This window comes from Micromonospora sp. WMMD712, from assembly GCF_029581295.1.
GTDB classification, from domain to species: domain Bacteria; phylum Actinomycetota; class Actinomycetes; order Mycobacteriales; family Micromonosporaceae; genus Micromonospora; species Micromonospora carbonacea.
Map to the genome: position 1 here is coordinate 7,517,914 of NZ_CP120743.1, position 17,840 is coordinate 7,535,753.

14 protein-coding genes are annotated in these 17,840 nt (G+C 74.7%); 3 read left to right on the top strand and 11 right to left on the bottom strand.

Annotation, left to right across the window (positions count from 1 at the left end):
• Window positions 1-136 precede the first annotated feature (136 nt).
• Window positions 137-742, top strand: a complete 606-nt coding sequence (locus tag O7633_RS31910; protein WP_278133992.1) for a hypothetical protein — start codon at window positions 137-139, stop codon at window positions 740-742.
• A 207-nt stretch (window positions 743-949) separates the two neighbouring features.
• On the opposite strand, the gene O7633_RS31915 is transcribed toward O7633_RS31910, so the two are convergent.
• Window positions 950-1,906 (bottom strand): hypothetical protein, encoded by a 957-nt coding sequence (locus O7633_RS31915; RefSeq protein ID WP_278133994.1) that lies wholly within the window; start codon window positions 1,904-1,906, stop codon window positions 950-952.
• Between the two features lie 143 nt (window positions 1,907-2,049).
• Here O7633_RS31915 and O7633_RS31920 point away from each other — a divergent pair, with 143 nt between their 5' ends.
• Both O7633_RS31920 and O7633_RS31925 read left to right on the top strand, forming a co-directional pair.
• On the top strand, window positions 2,050-5,199 hold the full coding sequence (locus O7633_RS31920; RefSeq protein WP_282325045.1) for a BTAD domain-containing putative transcriptional regulator: 3,150 nt from the start codon (window positions 2,050-2,052) through the stop codon (window positions 5,197-5,199).
• An 82-nt stretch (window positions 5,200-5,281) separates the two neighbouring features.
• Entirely contained in the window at window positions 5,282-6,151 is an 870-nt protein-coding gene (locus O7633_RS31925) for an NAD(P)-dependent oxidoreductase (RefSeq protein ID WP_282325046.1), read from the top strand.
• Between the two features lie 67 nt (window positions 6,152-6,218).
• Here O7633_RS31925 and O7633_RS31930 read toward each other — a convergent pair whose 3' ends face one another.
• The 10 genes from O7633_RS31930 to O7633_RS31975 all read right to left on the bottom strand — a co-directional run bounded on the left by O7633_RS31930 (window position 6,219) and on the right by O7633_RS31975 (window position 17,818).
• Entirely contained in the window at window positions 6,219-7,163 is a 945-nt protein-coding gene (locus O7633_RS31930) for a GNAT family N-acetyltransferase (protein ID WP_282325047.1), read from the bottom strand.
• Window positions 7,160-7,999 (bottom strand): fumarylacetoacetate hydrolase family protein, encoded by an 840-nt coding sequence (locus O7633_RS31935; protein ID WP_282325048.1) that lies wholly within the window; start codon window positions 7,997-7,999, stop codon window positions 7,160-7,162. Before O7633_RS31935 ends, O7633_RS31930 begins: the two co-directional genes overlap by 4 nt.
• Before the next feature lie 63 nt (window positions 8,000-8,062).
• Window positions 8,063-9,142 (bottom strand): hydroxyacid dehydrogenase, encoded by a 1,080-nt coding sequence (locus tag O7633_RS31940; protein ID WP_282325049.1) that lies wholly within the window; start codon window positions 9,140-9,142, stop codon window positions 8,063-8,065.
• Window positions 9,126-10,133 (bottom strand): hypothetical protein, encoded by a 1,008-nt coding sequence (locus tag O7633_RS31945; RefSeq protein ID WP_282325050.1) that lies wholly within the window; start codon window positions 10,131-10,133, stop codon window positions 9,126-9,128. Before O7633_RS31945 ends, O7633_RS31940 begins: the two co-directional genes overlap by 17 nt.
• Window positions 10,134-10,135: 2 nt before the next feature.
• Entirely contained in the window at window positions 10,136-11,158 is a 1,023-nt protein-coding gene (locus O7633_RS31950) for an NAD-dependent epimerase/dehydratase family protein (protein ID WP_282325051.1), read from the bottom strand.
• A gap of 5 nt (window positions 11,159-11,163) precedes the next feature.
• Entirely contained in the window at window positions 11,164-12,057 is an 894-nt protein-coding gene (locus O7633_RS31955; protein ID WP_282325052.1) for a carbohydrate ABC transporter permease, read from the bottom strand.
• Window positions 12,054-12,956 carry a sugar ABC transporter permease gene (locus O7633_RS31960; RefSeq protein WP_077937265.1) on the bottom strand — a complete coding sequence of 301 codons (903 nt, stop codon included), beginning with the start codon at window positions 12,954-12,956 and terminating at the stop codon, window positions 12,054-12,056. Before O7633_RS31960 ends, O7633_RS31955 begins: the two co-directional genes overlap by 4 nt.
• 91 nt (window positions 12,957-13,047) lie before the next feature.
• The gene (locus O7633_RS31965; protein ID WP_282325053.1) at window positions 13,048-14,283 is read right to left on the bottom strand and encodes an extracellular solute-binding protein; all 1,236 of its coding nucleotides are present in this window, start codon (window positions 14,281-14,283) and stop codon (window positions 13,048-13,050) included.
• Window positions 14,284-14,306: 23 nt separating this feature from the next.
• Complete coding sequence (locus O7633_RS31970) at window positions 14,307-15,569, bottom strand: Gfo/Idh/MocA family oxidoreductase (RefSeq protein WP_282325054.1); 1,263 nt, start codon at window positions 15,567-15,569, stop codon at window positions 14,307-14,309.
• 32 nt (window positions 15,570-15,601) lie between these two features.
• On the bottom strand, window positions 15,602-17,818 hold the full coding sequence (locus O7633_RS31975) for a hypothetical protein (protein WP_282325055.1): 2,217 nt from the start codon (window positions 17,816-17,818) through the stop codon (window positions 15,602-15,604).
• Window positions 17,819-17,840: the final 22 nt, after the last annotated feature.

Here is a 17,840-nt window from a genome sequence, read left to right on the forward strand (position 1 = left end):
CGGCCTACGCCGGGTCCCACTCCGCGTCCGGGTGGCCCGATGCGGTCCCCGACCCGACCCGTCACCGCGCGGGACCGCAGGCCGGGACCGCGGCTGGGCGGTGACCGGAGATCCTGCCGACTGGGACAATCAGCTTGTGCCCAACCTGGACTTCTACGCCGCAGAGGCCGACTGGTCGGCGGTCGTCGAGGCCGTCTTCGAGCTTGGCCTGTTCCGTGTCTTCGAGTCCGACTCCGAGCCCGGCGGCGAGCTGCGCGAGTTCCGAGCCGCCGTCGAGGCCGCCGCCGCGCCCCGGGGACGACACCTGGAGTTGTTCGTCGTCGACTCCGGGCCGGAGCCGACGGTCAGCCGGATCGACCTGCTCGCGGAGGCGCCGGGCGACCCGACGTTCCGGCACTGCTGCGAGGGCTGGGGGCTCGTCCAGCTCCACTACGGCGGGCCGTTCGGCGCGCAGGAGCTGCGCTGGAGCCACACCAACCACAACTCGGAGAAGCGGGCCGCGGCGTGGGCGGCGACCGTGCCCCGACTGGGCGATCCCGCCGCGTGGGACTGGCCGGCGGTCAGCCGCGCCTCAGGCAGGCTGAACCGGGTGATCCGCCGGATGGCCGTGAGCAGGATCGGCGCGCACCCCGTGCTGCCGCACGCCGGCCGGCTCATCGCAGACGCCGGCCTGCGGTACGAGTACGGCACGGGGGTCCACGCGACTCCGGCCCACGGGCAGCCTTCGCGGCTCGTGCCCTGAGCTGTCGCCGACAGGCGCGGACTGCGCCGCCGCCCGACGTCGGCCGCCGGCGCGGAGGGAGCACGATGGGCAGCTGCGCCGCCTGCGGCGACCGGGAGAGCCGCGCAGGCGCGCGGCCGGTCCGCCCGCCCCGCGTCGGGGCCGGGCCGGTCGCGGCCGTCGCGCGACGACCGTGGTGGTCGCCGCGCGACGGCCGGGTGTACGGGGTCAGGCCGCGATCGTCTGCAACTGGGCGAGTCCTCCGCAGGTGGTGCCGCCGAGGTTCTTGAACGAGATCAGGATCTGCCGCTGGGACGATCCGTCGCTGTTGATGCTCTGCCGGTAGACCATGCGGGTGACCTCGAACTGGCAGGTGATGGGCGCGCTGCCCTGGGGCGACGCGCCGACCAGGTAGACCGAGGTGACGGGGTTCGCGTTGAACCAGATCGTGGACCAGGTGGTGCCGGAGGCGATGGTCGCGATGGTGAAGTTGTAGGAGACGGCGGTGGAGCCGAGCCGGATGTCGGTCTGGCAGGCGATGGTCCCGACGTTCTTGACCTCCACGTAGAACTGGCGGAGCGCGCCCGCCGCGGCCGGCTGCACGAACCAGGTGCGGGTCACCCGGAACTGGCAGGCCGCCGAGCTCGTGGCGCCGCTCGGGTTGAGCCCCACCACCCAGTTGGTGTTCCAGGGGATGTTCCACAGGTGCGTCTGGGTGCCACCCGGGCTGACCCCGCCGGTGGAGGTGGCGACCGAGCTGCTCACCGCCGCGAGCTGAACCGTCGCGCCGCAGGCGATCGTGCCGACGTTCTTCAGGGTGAACTGGAACTGCCGTTGCCCACCCCAGAGCTGGACGTACTGGCTGCTGATCGTCTCGAACTGGCACATGGACGAGGTGGTGGCGCCGACCGGGTTGTAGCCGACCACGTAGGCGGCGTCGGCCGGGGCGTTGGTCCAGGTCCAGCCCTGCGTGCCGCCGGCCGCGACCGTCCCGGTGTACCACGTCGCGGCGGTGCCGAACCCGCCCTTCGCGGCGGCGCCCAGCTCACCCGAGGCCGTCGCGGCGGCCCGAGCGTCCCGCATCGACGGCTGCGCCGACGGGTCGGCCTGCGCGACGCCGGCTGCGGCGAGGACCAGGCCGAGTGTCGCGGCGGCGACCAGGGCGGCGCGGATTCTTCCTCCCATTGAAGCTCCTCTGCAGATTGGCCCGGGTCGTCTGCCCGGCCCCTCCCACGAGGCTGCGAGGGCGGCCTTGCCATCGGCTAGCCGTCCGATAGCCACCCAGGTGTGGACGAATAAAATGTGATCGATCTATCACTGGGGGTTGCATGAGATGGCGCCTGCTCGGCCCGGTCGAGGCCGTGGCGCGGGGCGAGCGGGTGCCGTTGGGCCGGCCCCAGCAGCGCGCCGTGCTGGCCTATCTGCTGCTGAACGCGAACGTGCTGGTGTCGGCGGACCAGGTGGCCGAGGCGCTGTGGGGCGGGGCGCTGCCCGCCCGGGCGCGCGCGCAGGTGCAGGTGTGCGTCTCCCGGCTGCGCCACCTGACCCGCGCGGCCGAGCTGCCGGAGACGATCTTCTCGGAGTCCGGCGGGTACCGGCTCGACCTCGACGACGACGACCTGGACGCGCGGGTCTTCGCCGGCCTCGCCGCGGACGCCCGCCGGCACGCCGACGCCGGCGAGCACGAGCCGGCCGCGACCCTGCTGCGCCGGGCGTTGGCGCTGTGGCGCGGCCCGGCGCTCGCGGGCGCGTCGGCCGTCTTCGTGCCGGGGGCCGCCGCCAGCCTGCACGACCGGCGGCTCGCCGCGTCCGAGGAACTGTTCGACGCCGAGTTCGCGCTCGGCCGGCACGCCGAGGCGGTGGCGCCGTTGCGCCGGCTGGTGGCCGCGAACCCCTGCCACGAGGGCCTCGTCGTGCGGCTGATGACGGCGCTGACGGGGGCGGGGCACCAGGCCGAGGCGCTGCGGGTGTTCGAGCGGACCCGCCGCCGGCTCGCCGACGAGCTGGGCGTCGAGCCGGGAGCCCGGCTCGCGGAGACCCACCTGCGGGTGTTGCGGCAGCAGTTCCCGTCGGCCCGGCCCGCGCCCGCCGCCCGGGACGGCGGGCCGGCCCCGCAGCCCGTCGGCCGGCACACCGGGCCGGCCCCGCGCCCGGCCCAGCTCCCCGCCGGACTGTCGACCTTCACCGGCCGCGCCGACGCGCTCGCCGACCTGGACGCGATGCTGGACCGGGCCCGGCGCAGCGACGCCCTCGCGGTCGTCGCGATCGTCGGCACCGCCGGGGTCGGCAAGACGGCGCTCGCCGTCCGGTGGGCGCACCGGGTGCGGCCCCTGTTCGGTGACGGGCAGCTCTTTCTCGACCTGGCCGGATACTCGCCCGGCGCGCCGCTCGCGCCGCTGGACGCGTTGTCGCGTTGCCTGCGCGCGCTCGGTGTGCCGCCGGCGCAGGTGCCCGACGACGTCGACGAGGCGGCGAACCTCTACCGGAGCGTGGTCGCCGACCGGCGGGTGCTGTTCGTGCTCGACAACGCCCGGGACACGGCGCACGTCCGGCCGCTGTTGCCCGGCGGCGCCGGCTGCCTGGTCATCGTGACCAGCCGGGGCCGCCTCGGCGGGCTGGCCGCCCGGCACGACGCGCAGCGGTTGTCGCTGGACGTGCTCGCGCCCCCGGAGGCGACCGCGCTCCTGGCCCGCGTCATCGGCGCGGACCGGGTCGCCGGTCAGGAGGCCGCGCTCGCGGACCTGGCCCGGGACTGCGCCCACCTGCCGCTGGCGCTGCGCATCGCCGCGGCCGACCTGCAGACCCGTCGGCACGAGACGATCGGCGACTACCTGACCCGGCTGCGCGCCGGCGACCCGCTGACCATGCTGGCCGTGGGCGAGGACGAGCAGATCGCGGTGCGGTCGGCGTTCACCGCCTCCTACCGCACCCTGCCGCCGCGGCTCCAGCGGCTCTTCCGCCTGTTCGGCCTGCTGCCCGGCGCCGACGTGACCGCGGAGTCGGCCGCCGCGCGGATGGGCTGTGCGACCGGGGAGGCGGCCGGGATGCTCGCCAGCCTCGCCGACGCGCACCTGGTGCACGAGCGGACGCCGGGCCGCTTCGGCACCCACGACCTGCTCGGCCGTTACGTCGCCGAGCTCGCGGCGCAGGACGACAACCGGCGGACGCTGGGCGACCTGCTCTCCTGGTACCTGTTCAGCGTGCACTCCGCGGCCGACCGGCTGTGCCCGCAGGTGCTGCGCGTGCCCCTGCAACTGCCGGTCCCCGCCCGCCCCATGCGGTTCGCCAGCCACGTCGACGCTCTCGCCTGGCTCGACGCGGAACGGCACAACCTCGTCGCCGCGACCCGGCACGCGACGCGCCAGGGACTGCACGCGTACGCCTGGGCGCTGGCGGACGCGCTGCGGGGATACCTCTGGCTGGGCATGCACACCGCGGAGTGGTCCGAGGTCGCCCGGCTCGGCCTCGCCGCGGCCCAGGCCGCGCGCCACGAGCAGGCCGAGGCGGCGGCCCGGCTGAGCCTCGCCGCCCTGAACTGGCGGCTCGAACGGTTCCCCGAGGCGACCGACGACTACCGGCTGGCGCTGCGGTCGGCGAACCGGTCGGGCTGGCACGACGGGCAGGCGGCGGCGCTGGGCAACCTGGGGCCAGTCTTCCGGATGACCGGCCAGCCGCGCGAGGCCCTGCGGGTCATGGAGCAGGCGCTGGAGCTCAACCGGCGGATCCGCCGCACCGCCGGCGTCGCCGTCAACCACAACAACCTCGGACTGGTCTGCGCCGACCTCGGGCGGCTCGACGAGGCCGCGAACCACCACCACGCGGCGCTCGCCCTGGCCGACCAGAACCGGTCGGTGTTCAGCCGCGCGCTCATCCTGAACAACCTGGGCGCGGTCTACCACCTCCTCGGCCGCTTCGACGAGGCGTCGCGGACGTTGACCACCGCGGTGGAGCTGCACGAGCAGACGGGCAGCCGGGGCCGCGCCACCGCGCTGTGCGCGCTGGCGCGGGTCCACCACGACCGCGGCGACGACGCGCGGGCGGCGGCGCTCGCGCGTCAGGCGCTCGACATGGCACGCGAACCGGCCGAGCCCCGGCTCGAAGCGGTCGCGCTCCACGTCCTGGGCCTCGTCGGCGGGCACGTCGGTCTCCTGCTGGAGGCGCTGACGCACGCGCGCGCGTCAGCGGACCGCTACATCGAGGCCGACATCATCGTCAGCCTCGCCGAACTCGACGAGCCCGCGGCGCTGTCCTGGTGCCACGCGGCGCTCTCCGTCGCGCGGCAGTGCGGCTACCGGCTCCTCGAAGGCCGGGCGCTCGCCGCCCGCGCCGCCGCCGCGTACCGGGCCGGCGACCCGGACACCGCCTGGCACAGCGCGCGGCTCGCCGCGCAGTGCCACGCCGCGACCGGCCACCGGCCGGGCGCCGAGCGGATCGAGAAGCTGCTCGCCGTGCTCCCGACGGTCACCTCGCCCGGCTAGCCGCACCGGGAGGGCCCGGCGCCACCCTGCGGGTCGCGTCGGGCGCGACCGACGGGGACCGGCCGTAGGCAAGGATGGGTCCATGACCGAAGAGTTGACCGTCAGCGTCCTGGGCACGGGCATCATGGGTGCCGCGATGGCCCGCAATCTCGTCCGATCGGGGCACGCCGTGCGCGTGTGGAACCGGTCTGCGGAGAAGGCGGCGGGGACCGGCGCGACCGTCGCGGACTCGCCGGCCGACGCCGTCCGCGACGCCGACGTGATCATCACGATGCTGTACGACGGCGGCACGGTGCGCGACGTGATCGGGCAGGCCGCGCCGGGGCTGAGGGCGGGCGCGCTCTGGTTGCAGACGACCACCGCGAGCCTGGGCGACGTGGCCGGGCTCGCCGCGACCGCCGCCGAGCACTCGGTGGCCTTCTACGACGCGCCGGTGCTCGGCACCCGGCAGCCGGCCGAGGCCGGCCAGTTGACCGTGCTCGCCGCCGGGCCGCACGCCGGCCGGGAGCGGCTCGCCCCGGTGCTCGACGCGATCGCGGCCCGGGTGGTGTGGCTGGGCGAGGACGGCGCGCGGGGCGACGGCACCCGGTTGAAGCTGGTGGCCAACAGTTGGGTGCTCACGGTGACGCACGGCGCGGCGGAGATGCTCGCGCTGGCCGGGGCGCTCGGCGTCGACCCGGACCGCTTCTTCGAGGTGATCGGGGGCGGCCCGCTCGACATGGGCTACCTGCACGCCAAGGCCGACCTCGTGCGGCAGGGCCGGCTGTCGCCGGCGAGCTTCGCGGTGGAGACCGCCGAGAAGGATGCCCGGCTGATCGTCGCGGCGGGCGAGGACCACGGCGTACGCCTCGACGTCGTGGCCGCCGGCGCGGAACGGTTCCGGCGCGCGGCGGCCCAGGGGCACGGCGAGCAGGACATGGGGGCGTCCTACTACGCCAGCTTCACCCCGTGACCCGGCGACCGCCCCGCGCGGCGGCACGGACGAGGTCGACGGCGGCGGGGCCGGGTGTGGCGTGCCGTCACAGGTAGTCGGCGGGCCAGTGGAACGCCCCGGGCGCCGCCGTGATCGCGGCGACGTGGTCGGGCGTCGCGTGGACCGGCCGGACCATCCCGGTGGTGTCGGCCTCCGCCGTCGGGGCGGCCAGCAGGAACGGCAGCGCGGCGTCGATCGCCGGGTCGGCGGGCAGCCGGGCCACGCAGTGCCGCACGTCGCGCGCGGCGGCGGCGCGGGCGACGGCGCGGAACAGGGCGGGCAGGGCGTCCGGCCGGTCGGGCAGGGCGGCGGTCTCGACCACCCGGACGCGCCCGGGAGCCCAGTGCGCGGCCAGGTAGCCCGCCACCCGGCCCCGGTGGCGGGCCACCAGCAGTTCGGTGGGCGGGGAATACCAGACCGGCACCCGGAGCCGCCAGTCGTCGGCGTTCCGCACGGTGCTCAGCGGCCGGTCGGCGTTGAACACCGCGTGCACCGGGGCCAGCCCCGCCCAGTCCACCCCGGGTTCCGCCCGCACGGTCCAGCCCGCAGGTGGGGCCGTGGCGGTGGCCGCCGCCGGCCGCCCGGCCGGGTAGCGCAGGGCGAAGGGCCGGTAGCCGCTGGACGCGTACACGCCGGGCGTGCCGGTGAACAGCAGCGACCAGGCGCAGCCGTCCGCGGCCATCGCCGTGACGGCCAGGTCGAGCAGGCGGCGGACGTGCCCGCGCCCCCGCGCCCGGAGCCGGGTGGCCACGTTGGCGACGCCGCCGACCAGGTCGACGCCGCCGGCGGCGTCCCGGATCCGGCGGGGCAGGTAGTAGACGGCGGCGACGACCGTCCCGGCCTGCACCGCCACGAAGGTACGCGGAAGGCGGCCGGGGTCGCCGGACCACAGCCGGACGACGTGCGCGTCGTCGAACGCCTCCGCCCAGGTGGCGTGCAGCGACGGCACGTCCGCCGCGGTGGCCGGACGGTACGCGACCGGGGCGGTCACGCCGGCGCGACCGGGTTGCGCTGCCGGCCCAGTCCGTCGATCTCCATCTCCAGCACGTCGCCGGCGGCGAGGTAGGGGAACCGGCCGGAGAGCGCCACCCCCTGCGGGGTGCCGGTGTTGACCAGGTCGCCGGGTTCGAGCACGGTGAACTGGGACAGGTGCCAGATCAGGTACGCCACGTCGAAGATCATGTCGGTGGTGCGGGAGTCCTGCCGTGGCGCGCCGTTGACCCACGAGCGCAGCCGCAGCGCCTGCGGGTCGCCCACCTCGTCGGGGGTGACCAGCCAGGGGCCGAGCGGGTTGAAGGTCTCGCACGACTTGCCCTTGGCCCACTGGCCGCCCGGGTCGGCGAACTGGTAGTCCCGCTCGGAGACGTCGTTGGCGACCGCGTATCCGGCCACGTGGTCGAGGGCTTCGGCGGGGGAGTCGAGGTAGCGGGCGCGCCTGCCGATCACCACGGCCAGCTCGACCTCCCAGTCGGTCCTCGTCGAGCCGCGCGGGATGAGCACCGTGTCGTACGGGCCGACGACGGTGTTGGGTGGCTTGTGGAACAGGATCGGCAGCTCGGGCGGGGCGACGCCGGACTCGGCGGCGTGCGCGGCGTAGTTCTGCCCGATGCAGAGCACCGCGCCGGGGCGGGCGATCGGCGCGCCGACCCGTTCCCCGGTCACGTCGAGACGCGGCAGCGGGCCGGCCGCCCGCACCCGCGCCACGGGGTCCCCGGCGAGGAACGCCGCGTCGATGTCGGCGGTGACCCCGCTCAGGTCGAAGTGGTCGGTGCCGTCGAACAGCACCGGCCGTTCGGCGCCGACCGGGCCGATCCGCATGAACTTCATGGTGTCCTCTCCAGATGGTGCGGCGGGCCCCTCGACGGGCCCCGGTGGGGGTGGCCGCGCCGGTCAGCCGGTCCGGGCGAGCAGCTCGGGCGTGACCGCGTGGGCGAGGGGCCGCCCGCTGGCGTACCGGACGATCTCGTCGACGACGATCTCGCCCTGACGCCGGCGGCCCTGCACGGTGCCGGCGGCCTGGTGCGGGGTGAGCAGCACGTTGGGCAGCCCTCGCAGGGGATGGCCGGTGGGCAGCGGCTCCTCGTCGAAGACGTCCAGCGCGGCGTCGATCCGGCCGCGGGCCAGCTCCGCGACGAGCGCCGCCTCGTCGACCAGCCAGGACCGGGCGGTGTTGACCAGACCGGCGCCGTCGGGCAGCAGCGCCAGCTCGCGGGCGCCGAGCAGGTGCCGGGTCTCCGGCAGGGTCGGCGCGTGCAGCGCGACGATGCGGCTGCCGGCGAGCAGCTCGTCCAGGCCGACCAGCCGGACGCCGAGCCGGGCGGCGTCCGCCGGGTTCAGGGTCGGGTCGCAGACGCTGACCTCCGCGCCGAGGGCACGGACCAGTTCCAGGTACGCCCGCCCGGTGCGGGACGCGCCGACGACGCCGACCGGGCAGCCGAGGATCTCGTGCCGGGGCGGCGCCTGCTCCGCCCGGTGCCACCCGGCGCCGGCGTGCAGGGCGTGGTCGAAGCGGGGCGTCTGGTGCAGCAGGGCCAGGGTGAACGTGAGGGCGACCTCGGCCACCGACCGGGCCATGCCCTGCCCGGCCTGGGTGACCGTGACGCCGCGGGCGAACAGCTCGGCGGTCACGAACGGCTTGACCGACGCGCCGGTGTGCGCGACCAGCCGCAGCGCCGGGGCCCGGTCGAGCAGGGCCGCGTCGAGCCGTGGCACACCCCAGGAGGTGACCAGCACCTCGGCCCGGGCCAGCACCGACGCCAGGTCGACGCCGGTGAGCGCCGCGTGGTCGTCGACGAGGGTGGCGTCGGTGGCCGCGGCCAGCCGGTCGCCGACCCGGTCGGGGAAGAACTGGGCCCGCAGCGCGGCGGACACGCTGACCACGGTGACCGGGCGGCGCGCGCCGGTGGTCGGGGTCACCGCCGGGCCGCCCGCCGGCCCGGCGGCTGCCCGCTGCTCACCGGAGCCAGCCATCGCGGTGCTCCGCGACGAAGTCGTCGTCGGTCAGCCACGGGTAGGCGGCGCGCACCCGGGTCAGCTCCTCCGCCTGGCCGGGCGACAGCCCCTCGGCCGGGTCGAGGCACCACACCCCGTCGAGCAGCCCCTGCCGGCGCAGCACCTCGTGCACCCCGGCGATGCAGCCGTGGAAGCCGTTCGCGGCGTCGAACACGGCCGCGTTCGCGTCGGTGACCGCCGCGCTCCGGCGGGTCAGCTCGGCCAGCGCCGCCGCGTCGCCGTCCCGGGCCGCGCGGGCCCGCGCGAACAGCCCGACGGCGGCGCGGGTCCACACCGCCCACTGGCCGAGCAGCCCGCCGACGAACCGGCGGCCGGCGAACTCGCCGAGCAGGTCCCCGACGATGTGGTCGTCGTTGCCGGTGTAGAGGGCCACCTCCGCGCCCCGGTCGGCGGCGGCGATCCCGCGCACCGCCTCCAGGGTGCGGTACCGGTCGAACGGGGCCAGCTTCACCGCGACGACCGACGGCAGGTCGGCGAACGCCCGCCAGAACGCCGGGGACAGGCGCGGCCCGCCGATGGCCGGTTGGAGGTAGAAGCCGACGACCGGCAGCACCTCGCCGACCGCCCGGGCCCGCCGGAGCAGGTACGCCTCGTCGGCGCCCGGCACGACGGGGGACAGCAGCACGGCGTGGTAGCCGAGGCCGGCGGCGAGTTCGGCCTCGGCGACGGCCTGGGCGGTGTCACCGCACGCCCCGGCGACCTTCACCACGGGCCGCCCGGCCTCGGCGTCGACGGTCTCGGCGGCCAGGGCGAGCACCGGCCGCAGCAGGCCGGCCTGCCGGATCGTGAACTGGGTGGTGTGCACGCCGACGGCGAGGCCGCCGGCCCCGGCGGCCAGGTAGTAGCGGGTCAGCGCGCGCTGCCGCCGCTCGTCGAGGCGGCGGTCGGCGGTCAGCGCGAGCGGGTGCGCGGGGATGACGGTCCCCGCGCGCAGCAGGTCCAGGGACACGGTCAGAACCTCCCGTCGCGGACGGCGAACTTGGTGGGCTTGCCCGAGGTGGGCAGGCCGGCGGCCAGCCAGTCGGCCTGCCAGTCGATCAGGGTGCCCAGCGCGACGTCCGGGTAGCCGAACAGCGCGTGGCAGCGGGTGGCGTCGTTGAGGAGCGCGGTCGACGCCTCCTCGCCGGTGTAGCCGACCGGGCGGCCGAGGCGCTCGCCCATCCGGGCGGCGATCCGGCGCACCGGGGCGGTCTCCGGGCCGGTCAGGTTCAGGGTGAACACGTCGGTGCTGGCGTGTCCGAGCGCGCGCAGCGCCACCTCGTTGGCGTAGCCCTGCCAGACCACGTTGACGTGGCCGGTGGTGACGTCGACCGGCTCTCCGGCGAGCACCGCGTGGCCGATGTCGGCGAGCACGCCGTAGCGCAGGTCGACCGCGTAGTTGAGCCGCAGCACCGCGACCGGGGTGTCCCGGGTGGCGGCGGCGTGCGCGAACACCTGCTCGCGGCCGAGGCAGCTCATCGCGTAGTCGCCGAGCGGCCCGGTCGGGTCGGTCTCCACGCAGCCGCCGGTGCCCACCGGCACCATCGGGTAGACGTTGCCGGTGGAGAAGGCGGCGATCCGGGCCGCCGGGTAACGCCGGGCCACCGCCGTGGGCAGCACCGCGTTGACCACCCAGGCCAGGTAGGGGGCACTGGCGGTGCCGAACTTCGCGCCCACCATGAACACCACGTCGGCGGCGTCGGGCAGCCCGGCCAGGTCGCCGTCGCCGAGCAGGTCGAACGCGACCGGCTCCACCCCGTCGGCGGCCAGGGCTGCGGCGGCCGCCCGGTCCGACCAGCGCGACACGGCGTACACCCGGTCGCCGGTGCGGCCGGCGGCGTCGAGCCCCCGGCGGGCCAGCCGGCACAGCGACGGACCCATCTTGCCCCCGGCGCCGAGGACCACCAGGTCGCCGGCGCCGCCGGCCAGGTCGGCGACGAGCGCCGCCGAGGGCCGGGCGAGCCGCTCCTCCAACTCGGTTTCGCTGTTGAACACTGCACTCATCCCTTGATTCCGGACATCGTGACGCCCTCGGTGAAGTACCGCTGGCCCACGAGGTAGGCGGCGAAGATCGGCACGAACGCGACGACCGAGCCGGCGAGCATGACGTTGAGCGGCACCTGCTCCTGCTGGAGGGAGGCGATGCCGACGGTGAGGGTGCGCATGTCCCCGCTCTGCCCGATGATCAGCGGCCAGAGCAGGTCGTTCCAGTGCCACAGGAAGACGAACACGCCGAGGGTGGCCAGGATCGGCTTGCACAGCGGCAGCACGATCCGCACGAACATCCGCCACTCGGACGCCCCGTCGATCTTCGCCGCCTCGAAGAGCTCGTCGGGCAGGCCCTGGATGAACTGCCGCATCAGGAACACCGCCTGCGCGTTCGCCAGGGTGGGCAGGATCAGCCCCCAGTACGTGTCGACCCCGCCGACCTTGGCGATGAGGATGAAGGTGGGGATGAGGGTGACGTGGTACGGCACCATCACCATCGCCAGGAACGACCAGAACATGGTCTCCCGGCCGGGGAAGCGCTTCTTCGCGAACGCGTACCCGGCCATGGCGGCCAGCAGCAGCACCGCGACGACGCTGACCACCGAGTAGATGGTGGTGTTCAGCAGCCAGCGCAGGATGTCCCGCGAGTCGAGCACCGTCGCGTACGCGTCGAACTCGATCGGCCAGGGCAGCAGGCTGCCGGGGAACTCGACGGCGGCGGCGGGCTTGAGGCTCAGCACCACCATCGCGTAGAACGGGAACAACGTGACCACGCTGGCCACGGCGAGCAGCACGTAGCGCAGCACGACGCCGCCGGGCCCGGGTTGCAGCGCCCGGTAGGAGCGCCGCCGACGGCGCGGCGGGGGCGCCGGGGTGGGCGCGGGGGCGGTGGTCGTGGCGGTCACTTGTCCCTCCCGAGGGTCAGCCGCTGGATCAGCGCGACGACCAGCGTCATCACGAACAGGGCCACCCCGATCGCGCTGGCGTAGCCGAGGTCGAAGTACTTGAAGCCCTGGTCGTACAGGGCCATGACGAGGGTGTAGCTGGCGCGGGCGGGACCCCCGCCGGTCATCGCGTACACCAGGTCGAAGACCTGGAACGAGGCGGTCGTCTCGATCACCAGCAGGAAGAACAGCACCGGCTTGAGCTGGGGCAGCACGATCCAGCGGAACCGCTGCCACGGGCCGGCGCCGTCGGTGAGCGCCGCCTCCTCCTGCTCGCGGGGCAGGTCCTGGAGGCGGGCGAGCACGATCAGCATGCCGTACCCGAAGTGCGACCAGACGCCGACCAGGGCGAGCGCCGGCAGCACCAGCGTGCTGGAGGCCAGCCACGAGTCGTCGGGCAGGCCGACCCAGCCGAGGATCCGCGACCACGGGCCGTCGGAGGAGAACACCCAGGAGAAGATGGTGGCGACCAGCACCAGGCTGGTGACCACCGGCAGGAAGAACACCGACCGGAACAGGCCGACGCCGCGGAAGCCGCGCCGGACCAGCAGCGCCAGCCCGACCGACGCGGCGACGGTCAGCGGCACGTACAGCACGGTGTAGCCGGCGGTGACCCGCAGCGCCTGCCAGAAGACGGGGTCGTCGGCCAGCCGCCGGGCGTTGTCGAGGCCGGTCCACTCGGCGTCGCCGCCGATCGTGTAGTCCATGAAGCCGAGCACCAGGCCGGCGATAGCCGGGCCGAAGCGGAACGCCAGGAACAGCAGGAACGCGGGGAGGACGAAGAGCAGACCCCATCGTGCCTCGCGCCGGGCGATCACCCGCCGGGCTCTGCGGGCCGGCAGCTGAGCAGGTACGGCCATCTCGCCATCCTCTTCGCAGGTTCGACACCGGCCGGTCGGGCCGGTGTGGTGGTGCCCGGCCCGCCGCCGCACGGCGGCGGGCCGGCGGGGCTCAGAGCAGCGCGTCGGCGGCCTTCGCCGCGTCGGCGAGCGCCTGCTCCGGGGTCTTCTTGCCGATCAGGGCGGCCTGGATCTCGGGGGCGAGCACGCCCATCACCTCGCGGCTCTTCTCGTGGAGCGGGCCGACCGTGGTGCTGCCCAGGGTCTTCTCCATCTCGGTGCTCACCGGGTCCTGCGGGTACAGCGACCCGGCGGAGGTCTTGGCGGAGAAGTAGCCGCCGGCGACGTCGTACGCGGAGGCGACCGCCGGCGCGGTGACGAAGGTGATCCACTCGCCCGCGGCCTTCTTGGCCTTGCTGCCCTTGAGGATCGACAGGCTGCCCACGGTGCCGTAGCCGACGCTCCTGACGTCGCTCAGCGGCGGGAAGATCTTGATGTTCTCCTTGCCCCAGAACTGCTCGACGTCGGCGGGAACGTGCTGCCAGGTGCAGGCGACCTTGTTCTTCGCCACGTTGGTCTGCTCGAACGCCGGGATGCTGGTGATCAGGTCCTTCTGGACGTAGCCGCCGTCGACGAGCTGCTTGAGGAAGGTCAGCGCCTTGACGCCCTCGGGCCCGGCGAAGGCCACGGACGTGCCGTCGGCGGTGAACACGTCACCCCCGGCCTGCCAGAGCAGCGGGTAGAAGGACTGGTTGAGCGTGGCGCTCGGGTCGGCGTAGTAGTTGGTGGCGTCGAAGCCCTTCGCCTTCAGCTTCGGCGCGAGGGCCAGCAGGTCGGCCCAGGTCTTCGGATATTCGGTGAGCCCGGCGGCGGCGAACACCTTCGCGTTGCACATCAGCGGGTTGCTGCTGGTCAGCAGCGGCGCGCCGAGCATCTTGCCGTCGAGGGTGACGGCGGTCCGGACGTTCTCCCGGTAGTCGGCCTTCGCGTCGGCGGGCAGGTAGTCGTCCACCGGCTCGATCATCTTCTGGAACTTGCCGAGCTGGTCGGGGATCAGGTAGACGACGTCCGGGCCCTTGCCGCCGGCGATCGCCGCCGTCAGCGACTCCTCCCGCTTGGCCCACGGGAAGATCTCGACCTTGACGTCGACGTCCGGGTGGCCGGCCTTGAACGCGGCGACCTGCTTGTCCCAGAAGCCCTTGTGGGTGGCCTCGTCGGGGACCACCGGGTAGATCCACATGGTGACGCTCTGCCTGTCGCCGCCGGCCTCGGAGCCGCCGCCGCAGGCGGCGAGCAGCCCGGCCGCCAGCGCGACGGCCGCGACCGGTGCGAACCTGCGAAGTCTCATCTGTGCGTTCCTCTCGAAGTGGTTCACTGCGCGGGCACGGTCACGACCGTGCCGGTGTGCCGGGCCGTCTCGGCGGCGAAGACCGCGAGGTGGCTGGCGAGGGTCTCGTCCAGCCCGGACCGGATGTGGTGGCGGTCGCCGGTGGCCACGGCGCGGACGAAGGCGTCCATCAGCCCGGTGTCGCCGCCGCCGTGGTCGTCGGCGGCGGTGGACCCGCCGACCGTGCCGGCGTCGAGGACCTCGATCCGGTCGGTGCGGAAGTCGTGCACCCGGACCCGCTCGCCGTCGCCGGACAGACAGCCGTGGGTGCCGAACAACTGGGTCTGCCGGTGGGTCTGTTCGGTGAAGGCGGCCATGGTGAAGGTGGCGGTGACGCCGCCGGTCAGTTCCATCGCCACGACCTGGTGGTCGACGACGTCGTTGTCGCCGGAGTACACGCACCGCCCGTACGGGCCGGCGCGCAGCGCCTCGACCAGCGCGGCCTCGTCGGTGCCGTCGGTGACCACGCTGACCGGCCAGACCGGCCCGTGCTCCCGCAGCACCGGCAGGTACAGCTTCGGCGCGGAGTACGGGCAGCCCGGCTCGACCGGGCAGTCCAGGCACCGGGCGGTCGCGCCGGCCGGCGCCTGGTCGGGCCGGAAGTGGCGCAGCCCGCCGAAGCTGGCGACGCGCTCGATGCGCCGGCCGGTGACGTAGCCGAGCCAGTCCAGGTCGTGGCTGGACTTGGCCAGCAGCATCGGGGTGGCCAGCTCCTCCCGCCGCCAGGGGCCGCGCACGTAGGAGTGTGCGTAGTGCCACCAGCCGACCGGCTCGAGGTGCTGGACGCTGACGATCTCGCCCAGCACCCCGCTGTCCACCACCCGCTTCACCAGGTCGGTGTAGGGGGTGTACCGCAGCACGTGGCAGACGGCGAAGAGCACGCCGGTGGCGCGCACCGCGTCGACGATCTCGCGGCACTGGTCGGCCGTCGGCGCGAGCGGCTTCTCCACCAGCAGGTGCCGGCCGGCCTTGGCGAACGCGACGGCCGGCTCGACGTGCATCCGGTCCTGGGTGGCGACGACGACCGCGTCGGCCGCCAGGTCCGCCGCCAGCAGGTCCCGCCAGTCGGCGAACTCCGCCGCGCCCGGGTGGGCGGCGGTGATCAGACCCCGCTGGTGGGGACGCGGGTCGGCGACCGCGACGAGTCGCGCCCGCGTGGGGTTGGCGGCCACCCAGCGGGCGTACGTCTGGCCCCGGTTGCCCGCGCCCGCCAGCGCCACCCGCACCGGCCGGTCCTGCTGTCGCACCTGGCTCCTCGCCTTCTCTCGTCGTGGGGTGGTCAGACCGTGAGGTTCCCGGCGTCGCGGACGCGCGGGCCGGCGGCGGGCAGCTCCCGGGACACGCCCTCCTCGACGCACCCGGTGTGGTGCAGGTACGAGCCCTCGCCGAAGCCGGCGTCGGCCAGCCGCAGCTTCCCGCCGGTGAACTGGACGCCGACGGCGGAGTACCGGTTGCTGCCGGCGTCGACGGCGACGTGCGCGGTGCCGGCGTCGGCGGTGGTGCTGAGGTAGCCGCCCAGCTCCCACCGCACGACGCCGGTGGCCGCGGCGCGCGACAGCAGCGCCCCGGCGGAGTTGGTGCCGCTGAGCACCGCGCCGCCGCCGACGGTGATCCGCTGGTCGGCGGTGCCCGCGAGGCGGATGCCGGTGTCGGTGAGGGTGCCGCCGGTCACGCGCAGGTCGGCGGACTTGACGGTGGCCGGCGCGGCGTCGGGCGCGCCGACGAGGGTCACGTCGGTCAGGTGCAGCCGCCCGGTGCCGCTGAACGTGTGCCCGTCGACCCCGCGGATGGTGGTGCGGACCAGGTGCACCGGCGTGGTGACGCTGGCCTGCACCACGTCGGTGCCGGCGGTGGCGAGGGTGAAGGAACAGCCCTCGATGACGTTGGGCCGCTGCGACCGGGTGGACTGCTGGGAGATGATCAGTGTGTCGTCGGCGGAGCAGCCGCGCAGCTGCACCCCGTCGGCGTTGACCCACAGCATCCCGGAGCCGGCCAGCCCGGCCTTGCGGATGACCTGGACGTCCTCCAGGGTCAGGTCGGTGACCTTGACCCGGGCCACGAACCAGGAGCACACGTGCTTGCGGACGGTGATCCGCTTCGCCGCCGAGCCCCAGGCCGCGCCGGAGTTGGCGAACGTCATCAGCCCGGAGTTGCCGGTGTAGACGAGGTCGTGCTCGTACTGGCCGTGGGTGACGAAGGGGCCCTGGTCGTCGCCGTCGCCGTGGCAGTTGGTGACGTACCCGTACGCGGAGGCGGTCCAGTCGTTGAGGTGCCGGGCGTTGGAGGTGCGGCAGTCCTCGACGTGCCCGTACAGGCAGTAGATCTGCTGGGTGAGGTAGCCGGCGCCGCCCCAGGTGACGGAGGTCGGGTTCTTCAGGGTGCACCGGGCGGTGTGGAAGTAGGTGCACCAGCGCCGCATGATCACCGGCCAGAAGGTGCCGGTGGCGTCGATGTCGGCGACGTCGCAGTGCACCGCGTACTCGTAGGCGACCGGGTGGGAGCCGGTGTACTGGTCCGCGCCGTTGCCGGTGAAGACGAGGTTGCGCACGTGCACCCGGCTGACCGGTTCGACCCGGGTCCAGGTGAGGGTGCGGCCGGCGGCCAGCTCCCAGCCGTTCTTGTAGTTGACCCGGATGTGGGTGCCGTCGACGATCTGGGTGACCTGGACGAGTTTCTGCAGCTCCCGTTCCCAGGTGCCGGCGAGCCGGTCGACCTCGACGGCGTACCACCGGCCGACGGCGAACGCCGCGGAGTCGGCGACCTGGAACGAGTCCCAGCCCTCCCGGACGGCCTCGGTGAGGGTGTGGGTGCGTACCTCGTCGGTGACCTTGCCCTGGAAGAACAGCACGGCGGCGAACGGGTCGTCGCGGCCGGCGTCGGCGATGCCGTCGGTGGACATGGTGTGCCCGCCGAAGTCGAGCACCAGGTCGCTGCGGGTGAACCGGTGCCGTTTCACGAAGTGCAGGTCGGAGTGGGCCTCGATGCGGTGCACGGTGGGGTCGGTGACCATCGCGTCGAGGGCCGCGTCGGCGGGGGTGCCGGCGTCGAAGATGCCGAAGTGCCGGAACTCGACGACGCCGTCGTGGAGCTGGAGCCAGCGGCCGGGCCGGTTGCCGTCGGGGGCGAGGACGGTGCCGCCGTTGGCGGGGGCGGTGCTGGCCGCGTCCCAGCGGAGCAGGCGGGCGGCGCCGTCGCCGGCGGCGTGGTAGCCGTCGACGTGCACGACCTGCCCGGCGCGCAGGGTGTGGGGCTTGACGGCGAGCAGGGCGGCGACGGTGCCCACGTGCAGCACCCCGTTGAGGCCGGGGGCCGGCGGGGTCGGCGGGGCGGGCGGGCCGTCCGGCTTGGCGGAGGCGGCGGTGGCGGGGGAGAGGGCGAGGGCGGTGCCGGCGAGGGCGAGCCCGCCGAGCCCGGAGGCGCGCAGCACGGCCCGACGGGAGGCCGGCGCGAGGCGGTGGGTGGGTGTCCCGTCGGGGTTGGCGTTGTCGGCGTGCATGGGGTGTCTCCTCCTGCGGGGG

Bases quoted from the DNA above. Each gene is read 5' to 3' on its own strand.
- O7633_RS31915 (WP_278133994.1), bottom strand. From the start codon at position 1,906: ATGGGAGGAAGAATCCGCGCCGCCCTGGTCGCCGCCGCGACACTCGGC.
- O7633_RS31925 (WP_282325046.1), top strand. From the start codon at position 5,282: ATGACCGAAGAGTTGACCGTCAGCGTCCTGGGCACGGGCATCATGGGT.
- O7633_RS31940 (WP_282325049.1), bottom strand. From the start codon at position 9,142: ATGGCTGGCTCCGGTGAGCAGCGGGCAGCCGCCGGGCCGGCGGGCGGC.
- O7633_RS31920 (WP_282325045.1), top strand. From the start codon at position 2,050: ATGAGATGGCGCCTGCTCGGCCCGGTCGAGGCCGTGGCGCGGGGCGAG.
- O7633_RS31935 (WP_282325048.1), bottom strand. From the start codon at position 7,999: ATGAAGTTCATGCGGATCGGCCCGGTCGGCGCCGAACGGCCGGTGCTG.
- O7633_RS31965 (WP_282325053.1), bottom strand. From the start codon at position 14,283: ATGAGACTTCGCAGGTTCGCACCGGTCGCGGCCGTCGCGCTGGCGGCC.
- O7633_RS31975 (WP_282325055.1), bottom strand. From the start codon at position 17,818: ATGCACGCCGACAACGCCAACCCCGACGGGACACCCACCCACCGCCTC.
- O7633_RS31960 (WP_077937265.1), bottom strand. From the start codon at position 12,956: ATGGCCGTACCTGCTCAGCTGCCGGCCCGCAGAGCCCGGCGGGTGATC.